Below are 23,361 nucleotides of genomic sequence, written 5' to 3' on the forward strand. Positions count from 1 at the left end.
GGGCCGAAGCGTCCGCGGGGCCGACGCATCCGTTCCTATGCGGGGGGATAAAAAGTAGACGGCGGAAACTCAAACGCCGATTTGAGCTACTTGACCGAAAGCGCCACGGCGACGACGCCGACCGCGACCAGCCCGCCGGCGAAAAAGAGCAGCCCCGGCGGGAGGGACGCGACGCCGTCCGCGGCCGTCCGGGTGACCTCCTCGGGCGGGGCGGTCCCGCTGACGGTCTCGGTGACGGTTTCCGTGACGTTTCTCGCGGCGGTCGCCGCGGTGTCCGCGACGGCTTCGACCGGCGTCTCCGTCGTCGTCTCCTCGATGGACTGGGCGTTGAACCCCCCCGCGCCATCCGTGGTCGCCGGCTCCGGAGTCGGGGTCGCTCCGGCGGCGTCCTCCGCGACCGCGGCGTCGCCGCCGTTCGGGGCGGCGCCTCCGTCGCCGCCGCTGCCTCCGCCCGCTGCCCCGGCGCCGCCGGCCCCCGTCGGGGAGTCGAGCAGCCCCCCCTCGCCGACCAGCGCCTGGACCGCGAGGCTCGCGACCGCGAGCACACCCACCGAACCCAGCAGCCGCGAGAGCGCCGACCGGAGCGTCGACTCCCCCTCGTCACCGGCGAAGATGACGAGCGGCTGGTCGGCCGGCGCGTAGACGTCCATCTCCCGGCCCTTCTCGGAGTAGGCGGTGTCGACGACCTCGACCGCGCCCGCCGTTTCGAGTTTCTCGAGGTGGTACTGGGCGTTCTGCAGCGAGGTGTCGACCTCGTCGGCCAGCCGGGAGGGCGGGGCGGGCTCCTCGTGGAGCACCGACAGCAACTCGCGGGCGGTACCGGAGGAGAGCGCGGCGAGGACGTCCTCGGCGTCCTCGCTGTCGACGCCGATGACGCGGGGGCCCGCGTCGGGGGGCTCGGTGTCGGGTTCGGAGGGCAACAGCGACATCACTCCCCCATTTCGCGTCGACCGCTATCAGTTTTGTCTCCGTTCGCCGCGGACCGCCGGCGCTGACCGCCGCGGGAGACGCCACAGATTCAAGACCGGCCACTTCCCAGTCGGGGTATGTCCAACGCGAAAGGGGACCGCCGCGAGCGGGAACTCGTCAACGCGCTCGACGGGGCCGGCTTCGCGGTGATGCGCGCGCCCGCAAGCGGGAGCGCGACCGAGCGGGACCTCCCGGACGTGCTGGCCGGCGACGGCGAGACCTTCTACGCCATCGAGGCCAAGTCCTCCGCCGGCGACCCCATCTACCTCACCGGTGAGGAGGTAGAGGCCCTGGTCTACTTCTCGCGGAGCTTCGGCGCCGCCCCCCGCATCGGCGTCCGGTTCGACCGCGAGGACTGGTACTTCTTTCACCCCGACGACTGCCACACCACCGACGGCGGCAACTACCGCGTCAAGAAGGAGACGGCGCTCGCGGAGGGGACCGACTTCGCGGAGCTGACCGGCCACTCCGAGCGGACGACCCTCGCCGAGGCCGCACGCGAGGAGGAGGACGACGACGGTGGCGTCCGCGAGGTGCTCGAGGCCTTCGACCGCGGCGACATCTCGCTCGAGGACGCGGCGGCGATGCTGGAGTGACCGCGCCCCGTTCGTGAGGCCGACCCGCCGGGGCGCCGGTTCACCCGGAGTTCCTCCCGGTCGACAACGCTTAAGCCGGGGAACGTCGATCTCAACCACTGGAGGAGTGGTATGTTGTCATGTACCACGGACGAACCAACCCTCCGGCGAGAAACGACAGTCGGTCCCGGGGTGACGGCTGATGGGAGCAAGCGCGACCGACACCGGGACCGCGACCGGCGCCAGCGTCTACTGGCTCGGGCTGCGCGTGGTGTTCTTGCTGTACGCGCTCTTCGTTTTCCTGCGGCTGCTGGGGCCGGCGGCGCGGGCGCTCGGGCTGGCCTCGGAGACGGGAGCCTACCGCCCGGAGACGAGCGGCGCCATCCTCCTCCTGCTGGCGGTGGGCGCGCTCTTCGCTCTCTTCGTCGGGCTGTTCTACGCGACGTTCCTGTTCGTCGCGGTCCACGGGACCGGCGTGGTGGTGACGTCCTCGGCGGCCCTGAACGACGACCTGGCCTCGCTCGTGACGGGCCAGGCCGGCACGGTGGCCCCCGGGACGGCCCGCGGGGTCGTTCCCGTCGACCCCGCGTTGCTGTTCCCGCCGGACCTCGCCCAGCTGTTTTACCTGCTCCCGCCGGCGCTGCTGGTGTACGCCGGGTTCGCGCGCCGTCGGCGGGGCGGGGGGCTCGTCGAGGCCGTCGTAGCGGTCGCCGTCGGCTACGCGGCGATGGCGCTTTTGACCATCCTTCCGGTGGTCTGGCTGTTCAACAACGTCGTCGCGGACGCACTCACCGACGCGTTCTCGACGGCCGTAGCGGGCGTCACGCTCCGGGCCTCGGTCCCGGACCCGGTCCGGGCACACCTCCTCGTCGGCGTCGTCTACCCGCTGGTGTTCGGCGGGGCGGGGGCGCTCGTCGGCGAGGCGGTCACCGACTGACCAGTCACCGCAACGCCCGCCTCACACGCCCGCCGGTGTCACTCGAGCATCGCCGTTCCGGTCGCCGACAGCCGGGAGTGGGGAAACCGGTAGACGCGGGGCTCCTCTTCGCGCCAGGCCCGCAGATAGACCGCCTCGACCACCGGGTCCCCGGCCGGGTAGCCCTCGTTCGTGGGGTAGCCGGCCACGGTCGTCCCGGCGTCGGGGACGACCACCTCGTCGGCCCGCTCGTCGCGAACCCGCTCGACGACCAGCCGGTCGCCGGTCTCGCGGTCCCGGACCACCTCCCCGGGTTCGAGTTCGCAGGCCGGGCACAGCGGCGGTCCGTCGGCGGGGACGAACCCCGCCTCGCCACAGACGGGACAGGTCCCGCGGCGCCGGCCCGGCGGCGGAACCCGCCCGGTCGTCACCTCGATCGCGACCCGCCGGCGGTGTTTACAGGTCGCCCCGCGGAGGGTACTGTCGGGGCAGGTACAGCTCCCCGCGTCGGGGTCGACGACGTAGGTCGCGCCGCTCTCGCTGTCGACGGCGTATCTCCCGTCCGGAAGCGGGCGGACGGCCATGCGCTCGGCCCAGGCGCGGGCGGCACGGTCGGGCATCGCCCGGAGGTCCGGTGCGAGTGCAGTCTTGCGGTCGGCTGCGGAAGGCTCGATATCGGTCATAGCGGTCCGGACACGGCTTGTTTTTCGGGCTGTGTCCAGTCGAAACGTAGGTGTTTGGCGGTGATGAGTCTTCGGGCTGGTCGGCTCCGTTCGGCCCGCACGTCTGCTGCCCCGTCGCTCCGTCGTCATCGCTCTGGGGCCATCGAGTCCGGCGATTTCCCGGAACGGGCGCTTCGAAGCGCTTTTCCTACTCCCTGTGAAAGCCGGCGGCATGGACGTAGACTCGGAGACGGTCAGACAGGTCGGGCTGTCGGTCGGCGCTGTGCTCCTTTTCATTCTCGCGGTGTCGGCCGCCAGCACCGTCTTCGGGGCCCCTCCAGCGGTCGACCGGGAGGTCAGCGGTCAGCTGACCGGAACCGCCAACGCCTCCGGTCCCGGGCTCGTTCAGGCGGAGTTCGACGGCGAGTTCGACGGCCCCCTCGCGGGCTCGGTCGACGGCACGCTCTCCGGGGCGGTCAACGAGACCGGCGACTTCGACGGCCAGCTCTCGGGCAACATCTCCGGGGAAGTGACCGGCGAGATCGAGGGCCAGGTCTCGGGCACACTCTCGAACGGGACCTTCGAGGGTCGCTTCGACGGCCGGGTGAACGGAACCGCGAGCACCGTCTCCCTGGGACAGACCGGCGGCGTCCTGATCGTCGCGCTCATCGCCGGCTTCATCCTCCTGATGGCAGCCGGCGGCGTCTGGCTCTCCCGGCAGGACGACTGACCGCTCCTTCCGGCCACCCGCTTTACCGCTCCGCTTCTCCGAGACTGACGTGACCAGCGGTCACGTCTCTCGCTGCTCACGGGTCGTTCCTCCCCGCGGCTCCCGACCGTCGCCGCTCGGAGTTCCGAGGCTCTCATTCCGTTCGAGCCTCGCGCTCCCCGCTCGCTGTTCCGGGAGTGACTCGCTCACTTTGTTCGCTTGTCACTCCCGCTGCTCGCGGCTATCGCCGCTCGCATTCCCGAGACTGAGTCGCGCCGCGACTCAGTCTCGCTCCTCTCGCCAGTCGGTGACCTCCTCCTCGTCGGCGTCGTCCAGCGCGTCTTCGTAGTAGGCCATCGGGTGGGCGATGGTCTCACACCGGTCGTCCATGTTGACGCAGTCGCCGTAGGACTGCATCGTGGCACAGGAGGGCGGGGAGTACTCGGTGGGGCTGGTCTGGCCGCGGATGTGGTTGACCTGGTAGCGGGTGGCCTCCTCGCCGAAGCCGGGGTTGACCTCGAAGAGGTCGACGATGTCGTCGGTCGACATCCCGATGCTCGTCAGGAAGGAGGCGATGGCAAAGCGGGAGTGGTGTTCGAGGTGCTCGCCCTTCTGGACTCGGTCGAGCAGCGCCCGCATACACGGCGGGAACAGCTCGGGAACGACGGTGTCGATGTCCCGGGTGAAATCAAGGTCCGCGAGCAGCTCCTCCAGATACTCGACCGGTCCCGACAGCTCCTCGGCGATGGGCTCCGGGACCGACAGCGGCAGCCCCTCGGTGACCCGAGCGCGGACCGCCGCCTCGAGCAGCACGTCGAGTTCACCCTCCTCCAGTGGGACCTCGCCGTCCCGGAGTTCGCGGTTGACGAGCCGCCACTCGTCGTCGCGCTGGTCGGCCGCCAGCTGGAGGTACGTGCCTACCGACACCCGGTACTCCCCGCCGACGGCCCGCACGGAGCCGGTCAGGTCGAACTCCGCGAGCAGCTCCGCCCGCGTGAGGCTGGTGTCGGCGGTCGAGCGCAACTCCGTCTCCGTCGCGAAGTCGGCGGTGAACCGCTCGTGGGCCGTCCGCGCCTCCGCGCGGGCGTACTTGCGCGTGAGGACGTGCTCGTCGACCAGCGAGACCAGTACCCGGGCGACGGGATAGGAGAGCAGCTCCACGCGCGGCCGGCGGTGGGTGTCGCCGACCGACCCCTCCTCCAGGGCGTACTCGACGCGCTCGACGGCGCGCTCGACGGGCGGGCCGCCCTCCGTGACCAGCGCCGCCAGGTCGACCCCCGCCTCCTCGACGGCGGCGCGGGACTCGCCCAGAAACGGGTAGCGCGCGTGCAGCGGCTCCATCGGCCACCTGCTTGCGCGCGGCGGCGAATAAACCTCCCGGTGAGCGGCCTGCATGCCGCGGGGCTGGCGGGTTACTCCTCGAGCAGGTCCTCGAGGACCTCGCTCTCCCCGCCGTCGCCCACGGCCTGGCGGACGCGGCGGTACTCCCGTCGGCTCACCTCCACCGTTTCGGTGCCGCCGTCGCGAGTCACCTCCAGCGTGACCGTCCCCGCGGGGCTGTTGCGCCGCCGGAAGGTGGCGACCGCCGAGAAGACGAAGGAGAGTGCGACCGCCCCGCCCAGCGCGTAGACGGCCGTGGTCTCGAAGGCCATTCCGCCGGGACCGGTCCACCGCGCCGGGTAGGCGGTCCAGAACAGCCCGACGCCGGCCAGCGTGAGGGCGCTGCCGGCGACGACGCCCAGCCGGGCCCGCGTGCTCGCGGGGAGGACGACGACCACCGCCAGGAGCATCGCGGGGATGCCCAGCCCGGCACAGAGCCCGGCGTACCGGCGGGCGGCGTAGGACTCGCCGGCGACCGCCACCAGCAGGATGGCGACGAGCACCGCGAGAGCGCCCGCGGCCCCGAGGGCGGCGCCGGCGAGCACCCGGTGTGGCTCCCGGTCGGTCGGCGTCCGGCTGTACGCCTCGTCGAGACGCTGCATACCCGACAGTTACCATCCACGTACAAAACGGTGCGTCAGACGCGCGTGCGACGGCTCGCGTCGGGCGTGTGCGTGGCTGGACGGGGTACAAAAGGGGAGAAGCCGCGAGCGCGGACCCGGCGGCGCGGGCGTGGCTGGGAGCTGGGGAGTATGCGGGCGGTCAGTTGCTCTGGATCCGGGGGGCGAGCATGTAGGTGACCGTGCCCTGCCCCTCGGCGATGTCGAAGTGGAGCTTGACGGGGAACTCCTCGCCCAGTTCCATGGTCACCTCGGCGTCGCCGGGGATGGCGGAGTTCATGTCGTCCAGGTAGTCGAGCGAGAACAGCGAGGAGGCGGGGCCGACGGTCAGGTCGATGAGGTCCTCCTCGTCGAGTTCGAGGTGGACGTCGTCGGTATCGCCCTCCGCTTTCACGTAGAAGACCTCCGCCTCCTCGTCGACGCCGAGCTCGATGTGGTCGCTCACCATGTCCGCGGCAGTCACGGCGCGGTCGATGTCGCGGCCCTCGATGACGATCTCCGCCGGCAGGTCGAGGTCCGGCAGGTCGGGCTCCTCCCGGATCGACTCGGGGTCGATCAGCGCCAGCGTGTACTCCAGGCCGTCGATAGAGATATGCAGTTTGCGGGTCTCCTCGTCGAGTTCGAGGTGGACGAGCTGGCCGGCGTCGGCCATCCCGGCGATGTCCTGGAGCCGGGCGAGGTTGACGCCGATGAGCCCGCCGTCGGTCTCGTAGGACTCGAAGGCCGCCGAATCGAGGGTGAGGTCGACCATCCCCACGTTGGCGGGGTCGACGGCCCGGATCTCCAGCCCGTCCTCCTCGAGGTGGATCTTGCACTCCTCGACCAGCACGCCCACGGAGCCCAGCGTCGCCTGGAGCGTGTCCGCGCTCACGATGGCGTTGAACATCTTGACGCGAGGTACGCCCGCATCCATTAAAAACCCCGCCGTCTCGTCTTCGCCGGCGTGCGCGCCGCTACGGCAGTGCTGTCATCGGCTCAGCCCCGCTCGCCGAGGGCCGCCGCGACCAGCCGGCGCTCGGCCCGCCGGAGCAGGTCCGAGGCGGTCGACGTGCCACACCCCAGCCTGTCGGCCACGTCGGCCAGCCCGCCGGTCCGGGGCAAGTCGTAGTAGCCAGCCGCCCAGGCCGCCCGGACCGCCTCGCGCTGGCGCCCGCTCAGCGGTGCGCCGTCCTCGCGCTCGTAGGACCCCGTCCGGAGGACCTCGACGCCGACCTCCCCGGGGAGCCCCTCCAGGGCCGCGGTGAGCTGGTCGCTGTGGCCGACCATCGTCTGCCGGACTGTCCGGTCCGCTCGGAGTTCGACCGGCGGGACGACCAGCACCGAGTCCCGGTCGAGCGCCTCCCGGTAGCCCGCCTCGCGCTCGCGGAGGTCCGTCCGGACGTAGAGATAAAAGCCCTCGCCGCCGTCGCCCTCCGTGGTCCACTCCTCGACCTGCGGGACCGCACGCAGGCGCCGCTCGTAGGCCTCGCGGTCGCCGTCGACGTACAGCAGCAGGGTCGTCACCTCGCCCCGGGCGTCGCGTTCGAGGATCGTCTCGCGGTCGACTGCCGGGGACTCGCAGACGAAGGCGTGCATCGGGTGGAGGTACTCCTCCGGGATCTCCAGCGCGACGCGGGCCGTGTGCATACGCCGTGGTGGGCGCGAGCGACCTTCACGTTCAGGGCCGGTGGAGCTTCGCGTTCAGGGGCGGTCGGGGTCGACGGCGTGGACCAGCACCTCGCAGTCGGACTCCAGGGGCGGCGTCAGAACCTCCCCGGGGTCCTCGAAGACCCGCCGCATCGCCCAGTCCGAGAACCGCACTTCCCAGTTGTCCGAGGCCTCGTAGGCCTCGTAGAGGCGGTCCATGTCCTCGGCCTCCATGTAGTAGTGCAGGACGAGCCGGTTCCCGACGGGCTCGAGCAGGAGCGACTCGGTGTACATCGCCTCCGCTTCCAGGGTGTCGGTCTGGTCGCGGAGCCAGGCGTGGACGCGGCCGAACCGCTTCAGCCAGTTCCCGACGTCGACCAGGCGGGCGACGACCCGGCTCCGCAGTCCCGGTCTCAGTGGAACTGACACCACGACGACCGGGACCGGCAGCTCCTCGCCGGCGACGGGCGCGACCAGGGGGGGTCCGACGGCCTCCACGTACCGCTCGCTCCGGTGGGGGTTCGTGGCGTGGGTCACCAGCCGGCAGCCGTCCCGGCCATCGGCGTAGACGGTGCCCGAATCCTCGAGCAGCCCCTCCAGCCCCGCGGCGAACAGCGGCGATCCCCTCACTGCCGCGCCGGGGTCGGTCCACGGCCCGTCGTCGTCGTCCGCCACCTCCACGTACCAGACGAGGGCGTCTTCGCCGCTACCGGCGTCGCCGCCCGGCCCGCCGACGCCGAACCCGCCCCGGTCCAGAAAGAGGGTGACCAGATTGACGCCCGCGACCGGCAGCAGCGTCCGGGCGTCGCCGTCGCTGTGTTCCCGTGCCCACTCCGCGATCAGGTCCCGGACGGCCCCGGTCTCGCCGGGCCGGACCGGCTGGCGGACCAGCAGCGAGTCGAAGACGTCGATCCCGCCCCGGGGACGGTCGGTGGCTGCGTCGGCCGGGTCGTGTGTGGCTCCCGTCGCCGCGTCGCTCATGTGGCCCAGTTGGACCGACCGAGTAAGACCGTTCAGGCGGCAGGTTCCGCCCGTTTAAGTACGACCGACCGCTGCCTGTCACCGTGCGCCGCCGCTCACTCCCGGTAGCGGCGCTCCCACCTCGGGACCGACCGCCGGAACAGTCCGAGGCCGACCGCTCCCAGCAGCAGGCTCCCGGCGGCCAGCCCAGCCAGCACCGGCGGGGACAGGTCGACGGCAAACCCCACGAGGAGCACGGGCACCAGCGGGACGACCATGGCGGCCCCGAAGACCGCGTAGAGGGCGGTGTCGAAGAGGAACTCGTCGGGGGAGAGCCCGGTCAGGTAGACGGTCACGCCGAAGATGTAGCAGGCCACGCCGACGAGCAGGGCGGCACCGACGGCCGCCTCCAGGGGCGGGCCCCCGCGCCAGGCCAGCGCCAGCGCGTAAAAGCCCAGTCCGACCAGCGGCCCGAGCAGGAGAAACGCCCGGAGCTTCCCCGCGAACACGTCGCCCACGCCCAGGGGGTGGGCGAGGTAGGAGTCGACGTCCTCGGCCTGCGTCAGCCAGTTGTAGGTCGTGAAGCCCGAGAGGCCGAGGACGGCCCCGAAGGAGACGCCGACCGAGGGGGAGACGCCGGTGATCCGGCCGGCGAGGTCGACGAGCGCGGCGGTGACGCCAAAGAGGATGGCGCCGGAGAAGAGCACTTTTCCCACCCCGCCGGCGCTGCGGTGGACGTCGAGCAGGGTTTTCGCCGCGACGGGGTCGCCGACCCGCCCCAGCCAGCGCCGGAAGGCCGGTCCGACGGTGCGGGTCTCCGGCCGGGTCGTCGGTCCGAAGGTGAGCGCGCCGACCAGAAAGACCGCGGCGACGAGGGCGGCCGCCCCGGCGGCCCGCGGGAGCGCCGGCGCGAGGAAGACGCCGTAGGGCGTGTAGGCGACGACGTCGACCCCGCCGACCCACGCGGCCCCGGCCGCGGCGCCGGCGGCCGCGAGGCCCGCCCAGCCCGGCAGCCCCAGCCGGGACAGCCCCAAGCCGGCAAGCGTCGCCCCGATGCCGAGCACGAAGGTCAGCGTCAGCGTCGCCCACACCAGCAGGACCGATGTCGCGACCCCGCCAGCCCCGGCGGCGCCGGCAGTCGCCCCACCTTCCCCCGCGAGCACGGCCGGCAGCGTGCCGAGCGCCATCGGCAGCAGGAACAGCGCCGTGTAGTAGACGACGTCCTTGACGACGAAGACGCCGAGCAGCCGCCCCCGGGAGAGCGGCAGCGTCCGGGCCGAGAAGACCAGAAGCGTCAGGTCGCCCAGCAGTCCCCGGAGCGCGTCCCGGCCGACGAGGCCGATAGAGCCGGTGTGGAGCCCGAAGACCAAGGCCAGTGCGTGGAGCCCCGCGAAGACGGTGTCGGGGGCGGTGCCGGTGACGACGAGCAGTTCGGTCGTCGCCGCCACGAGCGCGGCCACGAGCAGCGGGAACGCCGCGAACCGGCCGCCGCCGAACAGCCGGCTGTGCAGGCGCCACTCCTCGCGGAACATCTCGACGAACACCCGGCGGGTCCGCCCGTCAGTCATGAGTCGCGTCCTCCGTCCGCTTGGCCCCGATGTCGTCCCGTCCCGCCTCAACCGCACCGTCGGCCCCCACTCCGACGGCGTCCATGAACACGTCGAGCAGCGTCGTCCCGTCATCGAGGTCGGCGGGTCGGACCTCCCTGACGAGGTCGCCGCCGTGGACGACCCCCACCCGGGTGCACAGCTCCGCGGCCACGCTCACGTCGTGTGTCGAGAGGACGACCGTGTTGCCGGCCTCCCGGTAGCCCGACAGGAACCGCTTGACCCCCTCCTGTGCGATGGGGTCGAGGTTCGCCAGCGGCTCGTCGATGAACACGAGGGCGGGCTCGTGGAGGAAGGCGGCGGCGACCATCACCTTCTGCTGTTGTCCCCGGGAGAGGTCGGTCGCGAGGGTGTCGAGCTTCCCGGCGACGTCGAGCCGGTCGGCCCAGGTTTCGACCCGCTCGTCGACGGTCTCGTCGGGGAGCCCGCGGACGGCGCCGACGAACCGGAAGTACTCCCGCGGCGTCATGAAGCTGGGCGGGGACTCCTTCTCGGGGAGGATCCCCACTCCCTCGCGGGCCGCCGTCGGCTCCGCGACGGGGTCGACGCCCAGGACGCTCGCCGTTCCGCCGTCGGGGTCGACCTGACCGGTCAGCACCTCCATCGTGGTGGTCTTGCCGGCGCCGTTGGGGCCGAGCAGCCCGAACAGCTCGCCCTCCGCCACCGAGAGCGAGAGCCCGTCGAGCGCGGTCACGTCCCCGTACGCCTTCCGCAGGGAGTCGGTCTGGATCGCCGGCACGGTACTTCCGGTAGCGTCGGGCCGGGGCCGATATAAAAACACGCGTCTCCACAGAGCCGGCGTCGCCGGCGGCGCCGAAGCGCGTGTCGCCCACCAGCCGTAACGACCCGTGGCCTCTCCCTCCTGGCTCGCGTCGCGGGCTGACGGCGACAGGGGCCGGCCCTCGGCGGCCCGACGTGTTATGCCTCGCCGGCGCCAAGAGCGCCCATGCGCGAACTCGTCTTCGCCCTCGAGTACACCCCCGGCTGTAACCGGGTGGCGGACACCCTCGCCGACCACCCGGCCGTCCGGGTCCGCTCGCTCTCGCTGCACGCGACTGCCGACAGCCTCTGGCGCGTCGACCACGCGACCGGGACCCCCGAGTCCCTCGAAGCGGTCGAAGATGCATTCCTCAACAGCGACTACTACGCGGACTGTCTCGCGGCCGAGGACTGCGGCGCGACCCAGACGACCCGCGTCCTCGACCGGACCGACGACACGCTCGTCCTGTACTCCCACTGGGAGCGGACGCCCACCTGCGAATCCGTTCCCCACATCGCCCGCGACCACCTCGGCGACGGGGTGCTGTTCGAGACCCGCCACGAGGGCCGCCACTACACGTGGCGGCTCATCCACTCCGGCGAGGGCGACGTGACGGCGTTTTTCGACGACCTCGAGGCGGCCGTCGGGGAGTGCGCCCGGATGGAGATGCTCCGAACCGCGGAGACGAGCGCACCGGCAGGGGCGGGCGAGGGGGGCCCGAGCGGGCTGTCCCCGGCACAGGAGGCCGCGCTCCGTGCCGCCGTCGAGCACGGCTACTACGAGTCCCCGCGGGAGGTCGACGTCGGCGAGCTGGCCGAGCACCTCGGCGTCCCGCGGTCGACGCTCACCTACCGACTCCGGCGGGCGGAGGAGCAGCTGGCGAAACAGCACGTCGCAGGCGAGGGGGTCGAGGAGCCGCCGGTCTCGCTCTGAGGTCCCGGTTTGGAATATTCCAACAAAGAGATATCGAACTCCCGTTCCTACCCCCACGTGATGACAGAGAACCCGGACGCCGCGGGGCAGACGGGCGGGGGCGGACAGCGACGGGAGCTGACTGCCCGCCTCGCCGTCCCCGAGATGGACTGTCCCTCGTGTGCACAGAAGGTCGACAGGAGCCTCCAGCGCGTCGACGGCGTCGTCGACGCCACGCTCCAGCCGACCACCGGCACGGCCACCGTCACCTACGACTCCGACCGCGTCGCCGAGGCCGACGTCGTCCGGGCCATCGAGAACGCGGGCTACGAGGTCGTCGGCGGGGACGACGCGTCGTCGGATGCCGGTCCGGAGGTCGCGCCCCCGTCGGAGATCTGGACGAGTCCGCGCGCCCTCAAGACGTGGACCGGTGCGGTGTTGGTCGTACTCGGCCTCCTCTTCGAGTTCGTCCTCACCGGGCAGAACGTCTCCGTGGCGACCGTTCTCGACTACCCCCTCCACCTCGCCGACGTCCTGTTTCTCGGCGCGACTGCCGTCAGCGGCTACCCGGTCGTCCGCGGCGGCTACTACTCGGCGAGAAACCTGAGCCTCGACATCGACCTGCTGATGGGGACGGCGATCATCGCCGCGACCGGTATCGGCTACTTCGTCGAGGCCGCGACGCTGGCGGTCCTGTTCAGCATCGCCGAGTTGCTGGAGGACTACGCGATGGACAGGGCGCGTGACTCCCTGCGCGAACTGATGGAGCTGTCGCCCGACGAGGCCACCGTCCGCCGCGATGGGGACGAGGTGACCGTCCCCGCCGACGAGGTCGAGGTCGGCGAGACCGTGGTCGTCCGCCCCGGCGAAGAGATACCGCTCGACGGCACCGTCGTCGAGGGCGGGAGCGCCGTCGACGAATCGCCGATCACCGGCGAGAGCGTCCCCGTCGACAAGACCGTCGGCGACGAGGTGTACGCCGGCAGCATCACCGAGGAAGGGTATCTCGAGTTCGAGGTCACCGCGCCCGCCTCGGAGTCGACGCTCTCGCAGGTCATCGAGATGGTGCAGGGCGCACAGGAGAAGAAAACGGAGAAAGAGCAGTTCGTCGACCGGTTCGCGGGCTACTACACCCCGACGGTCGTCGTCCTGGCGCTCCTGACCGCCGCGCTCCCGCCGCTGCTCATCAGCGGGGGAGCCACCGTCAGTCTCGCCGGCCTCTCGCACACCTTCACCGGGAGCTGGCAGACGTGGTTCATCCGCGGACTCACCCTGCTGGTGATCGCCTGCCCGTGTGCGTTCGTCATCTCGACGCCCGTCTCCGTGGTGTCGGGGATCACCAGCGCCGCCAGGAACGGCGTCCTGGTCAAGGGCGGCAACCACCTCGAAGCGATGGGCGACGTGGACGCTATCGCCCTCGACAAGACGGGCACCCTCACGAAGGGCGAACTCGCCGTCACGGACGTGGTGGCGCTCGACGGTGCGAGCGACGAGGAGGTACTCCGGTACGCGGCCGCGCTCGAGCGGCGCAGCGAACACCCTATCGCCCAAGCGGTCCTCGCCCGGGCCGAAGACGAAGACGTCGGCGACCTGCCGCCGGTCGAGACGTTCGAGAGCATCACCGGGAAGGGGATCCGCGCGGCTGTCGACGGCGAGACGTACTACGCGGGCAAACCTGCCCTCTTCGAGGAACTGGGTTTTGACCTGTCTCACGCCCACCTCCGTACCGACGGTGGCGCGGCCGCCGAGGTGGCCGACGAGTGCGAGCGCGAGGACTGCGCCGACATCGAGAGCGGCGCACTCTCCCGGTTCGAGGCCGAGGGGAAGACGGTCGTCCTCGTGGGGACGGACACCGAACTGGTCGGTATCGTCGCCATCGCCGACGAGGTGCGAGCGGGCGCCGAGCGGGCGGTCGAGCGGCTGCACGACCTCGGCGTCGCGCACGTGGTGATGCTGACCGGCGACAACGAGGGGACGGCCCGCGCCATCGCCGAGCGCGTCGGCGTCGACGAGTACCGCGCCGAACTGCTTCCCGACGAGAAGGTCGACGCCGTGGAGGCGCTGCAGGCGGAGTACGGCGAGGTCGCGATGGTCGGCGACGGGATCAACGACGCGCCCGCGCTGGCGACCGCCGACGTCGGGGTCGCGATGGGTGCCGCGGGGACGGACACCGCCCTCGAGACTGCCGACATCGCGCTGATGGGCGACGACATCGGCAAGCTGCCGTACCTCTACGCGCTGTCGCACAAGGCAAACGGCGTGATCCGTCAGAACATCTGGGGGAGCCTCGGCGTGAAGGCACTGCTCGCGCTCGGCGTCCCGCTGGGACTGGTGAGCGTCGCCCTCGCGGTCGTCGTCGGCGACATGGGGATGAGCCTCGGCGTGACCGGCAACGCGATGCGGCTGTCGCGGATGAAGCCCGACCGGCTTTTCGGTGCCTGAATCCGGCGGGATGACGGAGCGGGTTCTCCCGGTCAGTCCCCGAGCTCGCGGAGCCGCTTTTGCACCTGCGAGTAGACCTTCGGATGCAGGTTCATCCCCTCGTCCACGAGGTCGTACAGGAGGTCGGTCGCCCCGTCCGCCGTCAGGTCACCGTTCTTGGTACAACTGAGCAACAGCGTCGTCACCCACCAACAGTCGACGCCGTGGCTCCGGGCGACCTCGACCAGTCCCCTGTCGTTGGCGAGGAGGACCTCCTCGTCGGCCTCCGCCAGCAGGATCACGGACGCGTCGGCCACCGCGATCCCCTCCATCGACGCAACCTCCGCGGCCCGGGCCGGCGTGTCGTGAACGGCAACGTCCGCCAGAAACTTCTCGAGTGTCACGGTACCACGCTTTCCCTCGGCGAGGACTTCCTCTCGTACCTCCTCAGTCGTTCGAATCTCGTCGAAGGCGGTCGGGATGAGGTCGAGCCGGCCGACCCACGCGAGCGGAATCAGCGCGGAAGAGTCGACGACAACCATCTACATGCGGTCGAGGTCGCGCTCGAGATCGTCGGTCGTGTATCCGACGTCGATGCCCTCCTCGGCGGCGAGGGTCAGCATCTCGACATACGGGACGTCTGCGAGTTCCGCCGCCCTCCGGAGCGTGATGCTGTGGTCGCGGAGCTGGTCGAGCGCCCGTTCCTTGCGCCAATCGTCCAGCCCCTGGCGGATGAGACGCCGAAGTACCTCCGACCGGTCGGCACTCATCTCCTCCTCGAGTTCGGCGAGTGCCTCCTCGTCGTCCTCCGGGATGCGCGTGGTCACCGTCTTCATCGTTACGACCGAGTACGTTACGATACGCCATAGCTGTAACGGCAGTCGGGAACGCCCGTGGTCGCACCGAGAGGGGGTGAGTTCGGGTCCGGCACTCTTCGATGTCCCTTTCCGGTTCCGTGGCGTGCGTTCCGGTATGACTCCGAGTTCGGTGACCGTCTCCGCCCGACCCACGTTCAGAGTTCCGGCGAGGTGACCATGTCCGGAAAAGACGAATACTACAACAAGGCCAAACAGCAGGGCTACCGCGCCCGGTCGGCCTACAAGCTCCAGCAGCTCGACGAGACTGCCGGCCTGCTGGGGGAGGGCCGGACGGTGGTCGACCTCGGGGCCGCGCCGGGCGGGTGGCTCCAGGTCGCCGCCGAGCGGGTGGGCGAACGCGGCCGGGTGGTCGGCGTCGACCGCCAGTCCATCGACCCGCTGGAGGAGCCCGCAGCGACGGTCGAGTACGTCCGCGGCGACATCACCGACGAGGAGACCGTCGCGCGGGTCCGCGAGGCCGTCGGCGGCGAGGCCGACGTCGTCCTCTCGGACATGGCGCCGAACATGACCGGCGAGTACGACCTCGACCACGCCCGCTCGGTCCACCTCGCCCGGCAGGCTTTCTCTATCGCCGAGGACCTCCTGGAAGCGGGCGGGGACCTCGCCGTGAAGGTCTTCGACGGCCGCGACCTCGACGACCTCCAGGCCGACATGGAGGGGGAGTTCGAGTACGTCCGCCAGGTCCGCCCCGACGCCTCGCGGGACTCCTCCTCGGAGCTGTATCTCGTCGCGAAGAACCGCCTGACCGCACCCGTCCGGACCGGCGACCGGCTGACCGTCGACGTGGTCGACGAGGGGGAGGACGGCGACGGCGTCGCGAAGGTCGACGGCTTTACGCTCTTTGTCCCCGGCGCCGACCCCGGCGAGACCGTCGAGGTGGCAGTGACGGACGTGAAACCGCGGTACGGCTTCGCCGAGCGGGTGGAGTAACGTCTCGCCGGCCCCGCGTCGTGACCGCCGTCAGTCGCCTATCCCTGCCGCCGGGGCCGGCCCGTCCTCGCGAGCGCGCACCGCGGCCACGACGGCGTAGACGAAGGGGGTGTCGAGCACGGCCACCCCGACCTTGACGACGTACTGGCCGACGATCAGGCCGATCGCCTCCCCGGGCGGGAGTCCCTGGAAGACGACGAAGGCGACGGTGATGAAGATGACCGTGTCGATGAACTGGCTCGTGAGCGTCGAGCCGAGGTTGCGCAGCCACAGCCGCTCGCCGCCGGTGTACGCCCGGATCCGGTGGAAGACGAACACGTCCCAGTGCTGGCTGACGAGGTAGGCCAGCAGGCTCCCGGCCACGATGCCCGTACTCGCGCCGAGCACCCGCGCGAAGGGGGCCTGTTCGACCGGCGATGCCGGTGCGAACACCGGGGCCGCGATGGCCAGCCAGACCAGCCCCAAGAGGACGAAGTTCATCAGGAAGGCGACGTTCACCAGCCTGGTTGCCGCCTTCCGGCCGTAGAGTTCGGCATAACAGTCCGAGGCGAAGAAGGTCACCGCGTAGGCGAAGGCGGCCGCCGGCACGAGCAGCGTCTCGCCCGCCAGCGGGAGCGCAACTGGCAGTTCCACCCCGACGAGCTTCGCGGCGGTCACCTGGGAGGTGACCAACGCGGTGACGAAAAGCGCCACCAGCCCCAGCTGCGGGACCGGGAGCCGTCCCCCGCTTGTGGGCGACTCCTCACTCGTCATCGTCGAGCCGGCCGTGGCGGGCGTCGACCTCGTCGAGGATGTCGAGGGTCTTCCGGACCGAGGCCCGGACCGCCTCGCTGCGGTTGACGAACTTCCCGTCCTCGCCGACGTGCTCGTCGAGGTCCTCCAGCAGCTCGCGTGGCACCTCGACGCTGATTTTGGGCACTCGGCTCACCTCCCCCGGGAACCGCGGTCGCAGGCTCTCCGGGCGACGCCACCGGCGTTCGGCTCTGATGCTCGCACAGTCATCGCCGGAGAATATCCCGGCCGATGGCAAAACAGCACCGCTTTCGGGCTACCGGGGTGTGGGGCCGGTCACAGGTCCAGTTCGGACATCTCGTCGACGTCGAACCGCACCACCTCGGGCTCGCCGGCCAGCCACCCCGGCAGCGCCTCCGCGAAGGCCTGGTAGTGGTCGGTCTGGGAGTGGGCGGCCAGGGCCTGTTCGTCCTCGTAGCGCTCGAAAAAGCGGACGACGTTGGGGTCGTTGACGTCCGTCGTCGCGCGGTAGTCGAGGACGCCCGGTTCCTCCTCACGGACCGTCTCGGCCAGGTCACGGATGTGCTCGAGTGCCTCTTCGCGGTGTTCGGGGTCCAGCGGCATGCTGGCGTGGATGACGAGCATTGCGTCCCGACCGTCGCGGGGCACCACGAAAAAGGCGTGGGTCCAAGCGGCCGCCCGACCCGCCAGTCCGCCGGCCCGCGTCCCGGTCCGGCCCGCCGCGACGGGCCGGGGCGAACTGCCGGCCGTCGCGACGGCTGGCGGCACCGGTGTCAGTCCGCGGCCTCGCCTTTGGCCTTGGGCGTGCGGGTGCCCGTGATGCGGGTGTACAGCCACAGCAGCCCGAGCCCGATCCCGTAGGCGAAGGACGCGGGGATGGCGAGGATGAGCATCGTGAACACGCCCTTCGGGGAGACGAGGCCGCCGACGGCGAAGAAGCCGAGCACGACCACCCGCCAGTGTTTGCGCATCGTGGTGTAGGAGACGATCCGGCCGCGGTGAAAGAGGATCATCGTCACGGGGATCTCGACGAGGACCCCGACCCCGACAGTGGTGAAGATGACGAGCCAGCCGAAGTTGTTGACCCGGTAGGCGATCACCATCGCGGAGGTCAGCGCGTCCGTCGCCAGGAAGCCGATGATGGCGGGCGCGATGTAGAAGAACCCAAGCAGCGTGCCGCCGACCAGCGCGAGGATGATCGTCCCGCCCCAGACGCCCAGGATGCTGCGGTTGCCGGTCGTGATCCCCCGCTGTTCGATGGCCGGCCACGCGAAGTAGACGACGAGGGGGATAACGGCCACGACGGCCAGAAGCGCCGAGAACTTCACCTCGAAGATGAGCGCCTCGACGGGGTGGAGGGTGACGATGTCCACCTCCGCTGCCAGCTCCGGGGGCATGCTGCTGAGGAAGGCGTCCCTGATGTCGCCGATCCCGCCGGAGTAGAGGTAGATGAACGAACCCCCCAGGACGGCCATGAACACCGCGACGATCCAGATAGCCTTCGAGGTCAGCGAGTCGAGGATGAAGCGGATGTCGTAGTAGTAGCCGCCGATGTCGTCCTCGGTGGTCTCGTCTTCGGTGAACGCGTCGGCCATCCCCGCCGCCGTCGAGGTGATGGGGTTCGACGTCTCCTCCTCTTCCCCGTCGGCCTCCGCCTCGGGTTCGAGCTCCTCGGCCTCGTCGAACCGCTCGAGGATGAGTTCGGCCTTCTCGGCGTCGCCATCCTCCATCGCGCGCTCGGCGTGTTCCAGCGCCTCCCCCTCCGAGAGGTCGGCGAAGGCCTCCGGCGGGGCCGCCCGAACCGCCGGTGCGCTCAGCGCGTCGATGTCGATGTTCGCCGGTTCGCCGACGCTGGCGGCGGTCTCCTCGGCGGTCGCCTCGGCGTCGGGAACGTCGCCGGGGCCGAGCGCGTCCGCGCCGGCGGCGTGAGACTCCAGGGCCTTGATGCGGAGATAGAAGAGGGTTACCAGCCCGGCGAACAGCGCGACCACGGCGGCGAGAGCGGCCGCACTGGCGGCCGGCGAGAGCCCGGCGACGCCGAGTTCGCCCGCCGTGGGGAACCGGTAGTTCGACCCGATCCGGGCGAGCAGGCCGTTGGTGGCCTCGAGCCCGCCCCGGGTGAGGTACGCGTAGGCCCCCCCGCCGGCGAGCACGAGGACGCCCGCGAGGACGTTCCAGCGGTCGCGGACCACGGCCCGGACCGGGACGTTCGCCCCTGCCCGGGCCGTGAGCACGACGAACTTTGTCACGCCGAGGCTGAAGGCGTACAGCGTCACCAGCGGGACCGCCCACATGATCTGGGTGAAGGGGTCCGGCGGGGAGAACAGCGCTCCCATGACGAAGATGCCCAGGATGGCGTAGCGCCACTTGTCGCGGAACGTCTCGTAGCGGACCACCCCGAGCAGGGCCAGGCCGCTCATCGCGAGGGGGAGCTGTGCCGCCAGGCCGAAGGAGAGGGTCAGAAAGAGGATGAACTCCGTCCACTTGACGATGGAGTAGGTGGGGCTGAAGCCCGCCTGAACGGCGTTCTCCGCCAGAAAGTTGAACATCAGCGGGAAAAAGAGCTCGTAGCCGTAGGCCAGCCCGCCGGCGAACAGCGCCAGCGCGAGCCCGCCGGCCGCGACGAGCTTCCAGCGGGCGACCGGCTCGTCCGGCCAGAAGCCCCGCCGCTGCAGCGCGCCCCGCGAGTAGTACAGAAGCACCGGCAGGGAGACGACTGCGCCGATGATGATCCCGACTTTGACCTGCAGCAGGATGACGTCGAAGGGTGTGACCGCGACGATCTCGGTGGCCTCGGCGGTCGTCAGGTCCATCTGCTCGTAGAGCAGGTCCTGCTTGAGCAGGTCCCAGACGAACGTCTGGAGCGCCCAGATGGTCCCGACGAGCACGAGCACGAAGAGGATGAAGACTTTCTTGAGGTGGCTCTGTGCCGAGGACAGCACCGCACCGACGGTCTCGCGACCGCGATTGACCGTGCGGACCGTGTCCTCGTCGAGCGCACCCGACATTCTCGTCCTGGCTTGCCGGCTGTGCGTTATCAATCTATTGCGTCGCGCCCGGGGCGCAAGAGAAGGCTTACAAGCGGCGCTCGCAAACCGCCGCCCGATGACCGAGGGGGACCCCGACGAGGACGCCGGTTCGCCCGACGGACCGGCCGGGGACCCGGACGGACACGACGACGACGAGGGTCCCACGTCGGACGGGGAGCCGACACACGACCCCGATCCCGACGACCACGACGAGGAAGGCGAGCAGTCACGGGAACGGGACTCCGACGAGACGAGCCCCGAAGACGACGGGGAGTCCGGAGACGACGGCGGCCCCGGAGCGGACGACGAACCGGGGGCTGACGCCAGCGACGGCGAGGACGACACCCCGACCGAGTGGAACGGGTGGGAGATGCCCGAGGGGGCCGAGGACCCGGGGTCGGTGACCGGCGAGACGCCGGGCCCACCCGAGGTTCCGGAGGCGGACGACGGGGACCGAACGGCAGACGACCAACCTATCGCGAGCCCGAGTCCGGACGACGTGCCGGACGCCCCGGGCGGGGCACGCCCCAGCGACGCGCCGGCTCCGGAGGACGTGGACCCGGAGGAGGGCGTCGGTGCGGAGGTTCCCGCCGCCGGTGCCGCCGGCGCCGGCGTGGGTGCCGCCGGCGGGTCCGGCGGCGACGACGGCGGTGGCGTCCTCGGTGGCGGCGGCGGGGCCCCCGACGACGAGGAGATGCCGCTCGCGGCCCACATCGAGGAGATGGTCCGCCGGCTTGCGGTCGTCATCGTGGTGATGGCGCTGGTCAGCGCCGTCGCCTTCCCCTTCGCCGACCGGCTGATCAACTTCCTGTGGTACTCCTTCCTGCCGGGGTCGGTCGAGGCCTGCCGGCCGCTCGCGGCCGCGGCGGCCAACGCGAGCAACGGGACAGTCAACGCCACCGGTACCTTCGCGAACGCGCCGGACTGGACCGCCCTCCAGGCCACCTTCCCCAACGGGACGGCCCTCCGCGGAGTCGTGCCGGACCCGACGCTTCTGAACCGCAGCTACCCCAACGGGACCGTCATCCAGGCCACCTTCCCCAACGGGACGGTCCGGAACGCGACCCTGACTGCCGGGGCCCCGGGTCCCGCGGCGACCGACGCGGCCTGTCCCCGGATCTATCAGCCGCTCGCGCTCGTGCTCGCGCGGCTGAAGATGGCCTCGCTGGCCGGCTTCGTCGTCGGCCTGCCCGTGTTCGTCTACCAGACCTACCTGTTCATGCGTCCCGGACTGTTCCCCAACGAGCGCCGCTACTACCTCTCGTCGGTGCCGACCAGCCTCGTGCTGGCGGCGGTCGGGATCGGCTTCGCGTACTTCCTCGTCCTGCCCGTCATCTTCACCTACTTCCTGGGCTACTCCGAACCCGTCGCCAACATCGCCTTCGGGCTCGCCGAGACGTTCAACCTGATCATCCTGATGCTGGGGATGTTCGCGCTGATCTTCCAGATCCCGCTGTTCGTGATGCTCGCTATCCTGCTGGGCGTGACCAGCCGCCGGTGGCTGGAGTCGCGGCGACTCTACTTCTGGGCGGCCTTCGCCGGTATCGCCTTCATCTTCAGCCCCGACCCGACCGGGATGGCCCCCTTCATCGTCGCGCTCACCATGGTCCTCCTCTTCGAGGGGACGCTGCTGTTGCTGCGGTGGACCGGGCGGTGACCCGACCCCGGCCCGGAGCTACCCTCCGGGAGGCCAGGGACAAGGTAGATATCCTCCGCCCGCCACCGGGGGGACGTGAGCGAAACCACAGTCGTCGCCGTCCGGCACGGCGAGACGGAGTGGAACCGGACGAGCCGGATGCAGGGGTGGGCACACGTCTCCCTGAACGAGCGGGGTCGCGGACAGGCCCGCCGGGTCGGCACGCACCTCGCCAGCGAGTACGACTTCGACCGGGTCGTCTCCTCGGACATCCAGCGGGTCCGGGAGACGACCGCCCACATCCGCGATGCCGGCGTCGCACCCGAGCCGACCTTCGACCCCGGCTGGCGCGAGCGGGGGCTGGGCCGCTACCAGGGCTTCACCCGCGAGGAACTGTTCGCGCGCCACCCCGAGTTCGACTACGCAAACGGCTTTCTCTCGCTGGAGGCGCGCCCGGAGGGCGGGGAGAGCATCGTCGACCTGCGCGAGCGGGTGCTCGACGCCTTCGGCCGGCTCTGTGTCGACGCCGCCGGCGAGACCGTTCTCGTGGTGACCCACGGCGGCCCCGTCCAGATGGTCTACAGCGCCGTCACCGGGACGGACCTGCTGGCGAGCAAGACCCGCTCGCTCTCGAACTGTAGCGTCACGGAGTTCCGCGGCCCGACGCCCGCGGAGATGCGCGTCGCACGGGACAACGAGACCGTCGTCGCCGACTAGCGGGGACGCGACTCGCGAGGTCCTCGCGGGCGGCTGTGGCCGACGCCGTCCGCTCAGACGACCCGGTTTCTCAACTCCTCCAGCCGGCCGTCGGCGAAGGCCTCGTAGTTTGCCGCGAATATCCCGGCGATCCGCTCGAACTTGTGGGGGGTCGAGCCGGCCATGTGCGGCGTGACCACGACGTTCGGCAGGTCCCACAGCGGCGACTCCGGGGGCAGGGGCTCCTCCTCGAAGACGTCCAGCGCAGCGCCCCGGATGCCGCCCTGCTGGAGCGCATAGACCAGGGCGTCCTCGTCGACGACCTCGCCGCGGGCGACGTTGACCAGCACCGCATCACCCTGCATCGCGCCCAGCTCCTCGCGGCCGACCAGCCCGCGGGTCTCCGGCGTCAGCGGACAGGACAGCACCACGTAGTCCGACCGCCCGAGCACCTCGAACAGGCCGTCGGGTGGGTAGACCTCGTCGACGGCCTCCGGCACTGTGTCGGGGTCGCGTTTCGTCCCGACCACGGTCATCCCGAACGCCCCCGCGTACTCCGCCGCGCGGCTCCCGATGGCCCCCAGGCCGACGATACCGAGCGTCTTCCCCCGGATCTCGCCGCCGCTGTAGCGCTGCCAGACCCCCTCCTCCTGTTGCCGGATCCCCGTGTGGATCCCCCGTTCGAAGGTCAGCAGGTAGCCCAGCACCTGCTCGGCGATGGGCTCGGCGTGGACCCCCGCGGCGTTGGTCAGCGCGATCCCCTGCTCCTCGATGGCCTCCAGGTCAAGGAAATCGACGCCCGAGGACAGCGCCTGGATCCACCGCAGGTCCGGCGCGGCATCGAGCAGGTCCGTCGACACGTAGGTGGCGAGCAGGGCGTCGGCCTCGCCGGCGAGGTCGCGCGTCTCCGGGGGTGTGCGAGCGACCCGGAGGTCGACCGCCGGGACCCGGGCCTCGATCTCGGTGCGGAAGTCATCGACGTCGGACCAGTAGCCGGCGTCGACGGTGTGGGAGACGAGTACGGTCGGGTCCGCCATGTCCGGCTCCACGACCGACGGCCGGAAAGCGCTTGTGACGGGACGGGTAGTCCGCCGCGGGCCGCCGCTCACTCGCGTCGGTAGCCCGCGAGCACCGCACCGAAGTCCTCGTCGAGGAAGTCCTCGACGTAGGTCTCCCAGCAGTCCGGACAGAGCCGCTCGACGCGGGAGGGCCGGGGTCGGTCGACGAAGTCCCGGCGGACGATCTCCGTGTGGTCGGTGGCCATCGGGAACTCCGTCCCGCACCGCTCACACTGGAAGCTCGTCTGCTCCATACCGCGTCTT

General features: G+C 70.9%; 25 protein-coding genes. 8 read left to right on the top strand and 17 right to left on the bottom strand.

Features of this window, described 5'->3' with window-relative positions; translation table 11 throughout:
* Positions 1–86 precede the first annotated feature (86 nt).
* A complete protein-coding gene (locus tag GN153_RS10760; protein WP_159902601.1) occupies positions 87–929 on the bottom strand; it encodes an ArsR/SmtB family transcription factor in 843 nt (280 codons plus the stop codon).
* 117 nt (positions 930–1,046) lie between these two features.
* On the opposite strand from GN153_RS10760, the gene hjc reads away from it, so the two are divergent.
* Positions 1,047–1,565, top strand: a complete 519-nt coding sequence (gene hjc / locus GN153_RS10765; RefSeq protein WP_159902603.1) for a Holliday junction resolvase Hjc — start codon at positions 1,047–1,049, stop codon at positions 1,563–1,565.
* A 181-nt stretch (positions 1,566–1,746) separates the two neighbouring features.
* Positions 1,747–2,481: a hypothetical protein gene (locus GN153_RS10770; RefSeq protein WP_159902605.1), complete on the top strand. Its 735-nt coding sequence runs from the start codon at positions 1,747–1,749 to the stop codon at positions 2,479–2,481.
* A gap of 38 nt (positions 2,482–2,519) precedes the next feature.
* On the opposite strand, the gene GN153_RS10775 is transcribed toward GN153_RS10770, so the two are convergent.
* The gene (locus GN153_RS10775; RefSeq protein WP_159902607.1) at positions 2,520–3,143 is read right to left on the bottom strand and encodes an SWIM zinc finger family protein; all 624 of its coding nucleotides are present in this window, start codon (positions 3,141–3,143) and stop codon (positions 2,520–2,522) included.
* 211 nt (positions 3,144–3,354) lie between these two features.
* Between GN153_RS10775 and GN153_RS10780 the strand changes: the two genes are divergently transcribed.
* Positions 3,355–3,852: a DUF7472 family protein gene (locus GN153_RS10780; RefSeq protein WP_159902609.1), complete on the top strand. Its 498-nt coding sequence runs from the start codon at positions 3,355–3,357 to the stop codon at positions 3,850–3,852.
* A 261-nt stretch (positions 3,853–4,113) separates the two neighbouring features.
* On the opposite strand, the gene priL is transcribed toward GN153_RS10780, so the two are convergent.
* The 7 genes from priL to GN153_RS10815 form a co-directional block, all read right to left on the bottom strand.
* Positions 4,114–5,172: a DNA primase regulatory subunit PriL gene (gene priL / locus GN153_RS10785; RefSeq protein WP_159902611.1), complete on the bottom strand. Its 1,059-nt coding sequence runs from the start codon at positions 5,170–5,172 to the stop codon at positions 4,114–4,116.
* Between the two features lie 71 nt (positions 5,173–5,243).
* The gene (locus GN153_RS10790; protein ID WP_159902613.1) at positions 5,244–5,813 is read right to left on the bottom strand and encodes a DUF7139 domain-containing protein; all 570 of its coding nucleotides are present in this window, start codon (positions 5,811–5,813) and stop codon (positions 5,244–5,246) included.
* 160 nt (positions 5,814–5,973) lie between these two features.
* Positions 5,974–6,717 carry a DNA polymerase sliding clamp gene (locus GN153_RS10795; protein ID WP_159902615.1) on the bottom strand — a complete coding sequence of 248 codons (744 nt, stop codon included), beginning with the start codon at positions 6,715–6,717 and terminating at the stop codon, positions 5,974–5,976.
* Between the two features lie 89 nt (positions 6,718–6,806).
* Positions 6,807–7,457, bottom strand: coding sequence for a helix-turn-helix domain-containing protein (locus GN153_RS17815; RefSeq protein ID WP_159902617.1), 651 nt, complete (start codon positions 7,455–7,457; stop codon positions 6,807–6,809).
* Between the two features lie 54 nt (positions 7,458–7,511).
* Entirely contained in the window at positions 7,512–8,438 is a 927-nt protein-coding gene (locus tag GN153_RS10805) for a hypothetical protein (RefSeq protein ID WP_159902619.1), read from the bottom strand.
* A gap of 95 nt (positions 8,439–8,533) precedes the next feature.
* Positions 8,534–9,985 (bottom strand): hypothetical protein, encoded by a 1,452-nt coding sequence (locus tag GN153_RS10810; RefSeq protein WP_159902621.1) that lies wholly within the window; start codon positions 9,983–9,985, stop codon positions 8,534–8,536.
* On the bottom strand, positions 9,978–10,763 hold the full coding sequence (locus GN153_RS10815; protein WP_159902623.1) for an ABC transporter ATP-binding protein: 786 nt from the start codon (positions 10,761–10,763) through the stop codon (positions 9,978–9,980). The genes GN153_RS10810 and GN153_RS10815 overlap by 8 nt, the downstream gene beginning before the upstream one ends.
* A gap of 207 nt (positions 10,764–10,970) precedes the next feature.
* On the opposite strand from GN153_RS10815, the gene GN153_RS10820 reads away from it, so the two are divergent.
* Together GN153_RS10820 and GN153_RS10825 are read left to right on the top strand one after the other, a co-directional pair.
* Positions 10,971–11,717 (top strand): helix-turn-helix domain-containing protein, encoded by a 747-nt coding sequence (locus GN153_RS10820; RefSeq protein ID WP_159902625.1) that lies wholly within the window; start codon positions 10,971–10,973, stop codon positions 11,715–11,717.
* 60 nt (positions 11,718–11,777) lie between these two features.
* A complete protein-coding gene (locus tag GN153_RS10825; RefSeq protein WP_159902627.1) occupies positions 11,778–14,138 on the top strand; it encodes a heavy metal translocating P-type ATPase in 2,361 nt (786 codons plus the stop codon).
* A gap of 32 nt (positions 14,139–14,170) precedes the next feature.
* Here GN153_RS10825 and GN153_RS10830 read toward each other — a convergent pair whose 3' ends face one another.
* On the bottom strand, positions 14,171–14,659 hold the full coding sequence (locus GN153_RS10830; protein ID WP_159902629.1) for a hypothetical protein: 489 nt from the start codon (positions 14,657–14,659) through the stop codon (positions 14,171–14,173).
* A complete protein-coding gene (locus GN153_RS10835; RefSeq protein WP_159902631.1) occupies positions 14,660–14,953 on the bottom strand; it encodes a UPF0175 family protein in 294 nt (97 codons plus the stop codon). It lies immediately after the preceding gene.
* Between the two features lie 198 nt (positions 14,954–15,151).
* Between GN153_RS10835 and GN153_RS10840 the strand changes: the two genes are divergently transcribed.
* The gene (locus tag GN153_RS10840) at positions 15,152–15,925 is read left to right on the top strand and encodes an RlmE family RNA methyltransferase (RefSeq protein WP_159902633.1); all 774 of its coding nucleotides are present in this window, start codon (positions 15,152–15,154) and stop codon (positions 15,923–15,925) included.
* Positions 15,926–15,955: 30 nt separating this feature from the next.
* On the opposite strand, the gene GN153_RS10845 is transcribed toward GN153_RS10840, so the two are convergent.
* The 4 genes from GN153_RS10845 to GN153_RS10860 form a co-directional block, all read right to left on the bottom strand.
* Positions 15,956–16,678 carry a queuosine precursor transporter gene (locus tag GN153_RS10845; protein WP_159902635.1) on the bottom strand — a complete coding sequence of 241 codons (723 nt, stop codon included), beginning with the start codon at positions 16,676–16,678 and terminating at the stop codon, positions 15,956–15,958.
* Entirely contained in the window at positions 16,668–16,844 is a 177-nt protein-coding gene (locus tag GN153_RS10850) for a ribbon-helix-helix domain-containing protein (protein WP_159902637.1), read from the bottom strand. Before GN153_RS10850 ends, GN153_RS10845 begins: the two co-directional genes overlap by 11 nt.
* 149 nt (positions 16,845–16,993) lie before the next feature.
* Positions 16,994–17,302 (bottom strand): putative quinol monooxygenase, encoded by a 309-nt coding sequence (locus GN153_RS10855; RefSeq protein ID WP_159902639.1) that lies wholly within the window; start codon positions 17,300–17,302, stop codon positions 16,994–16,996.
* Positions 17,303–17,451: 149 nt separating this feature from the next.
* The gene (locus GN153_RS10860) at positions 17,452–19,686 is read right to left on the bottom strand and encodes a twin-arginine translocase subunit TatC (protein WP_159902641.1); all 2,235 of its coding nucleotides are present in this window, start codon (positions 19,684–19,686) and stop codon (positions 17,452–17,454) included.
* A 97-nt stretch (positions 19,687–19,783) separates the two neighbouring features.
* Between GN153_RS10860 and GN153_RS17880 the strand changes: the two genes are divergently transcribed.
* Positions 19,784–21,364 carry a twin-arginine translocase subunit TatC gene (locus GN153_RS17880; RefSeq protein WP_159902643.1) on the top strand — a complete coding sequence of 527 codons (1,581 nt, stop codon included), beginning with the start codon at positions 19,784–19,786 and terminating at the stop codon, positions 21,362–21,364.
* 75 nt (positions 21,365–21,439) lie between these two features.
* Positions 21,440–22,060: a histidine phosphatase family protein gene (locus tag GN153_RS10870; RefSeq protein WP_236544794.1), complete on the top strand. Its 621-nt coding sequence runs from the start codon at positions 21,440–21,442 to the stop codon at positions 22,058–22,060.
* Positions 22,061–22,113: 53 nt separating this feature from the next.
* Here the strand turns inward: GN153_RS10870 and GN153_RS10875 are convergent, their stop codons facing one another.
* Positions 22,114–23,076, bottom strand: a complete 963-nt coding sequence (locus tag GN153_RS10875; RefSeq protein WP_159902645.1) for a D-2-hydroxyacid dehydrogenase — start codon at positions 23,074–23,076, stop codon at positions 22,114–22,116.
* 68 nt (positions 23,077–23,144) lie between these two features.
* Entirely contained in the window at positions 23,145–23,351 is a 207-nt protein-coding gene (locus GN153_RS10880; RefSeq protein ID WP_159902647.1) for a hypothetical protein, read from the bottom strand.
* Positions 23,352–23,361: the final 10 nt, after the last annotated feature.

Origin of the sequence: Salinirussus salinus, from assembly GCF_009831455.1 — an archaeon.
Taxonomy (GTDB): domain Archaea; phylum Halobacteriota; class Halobacteria; order Halobacteriales; family Haloarculaceae; genus Salinirussus; species Salinirussus salinus.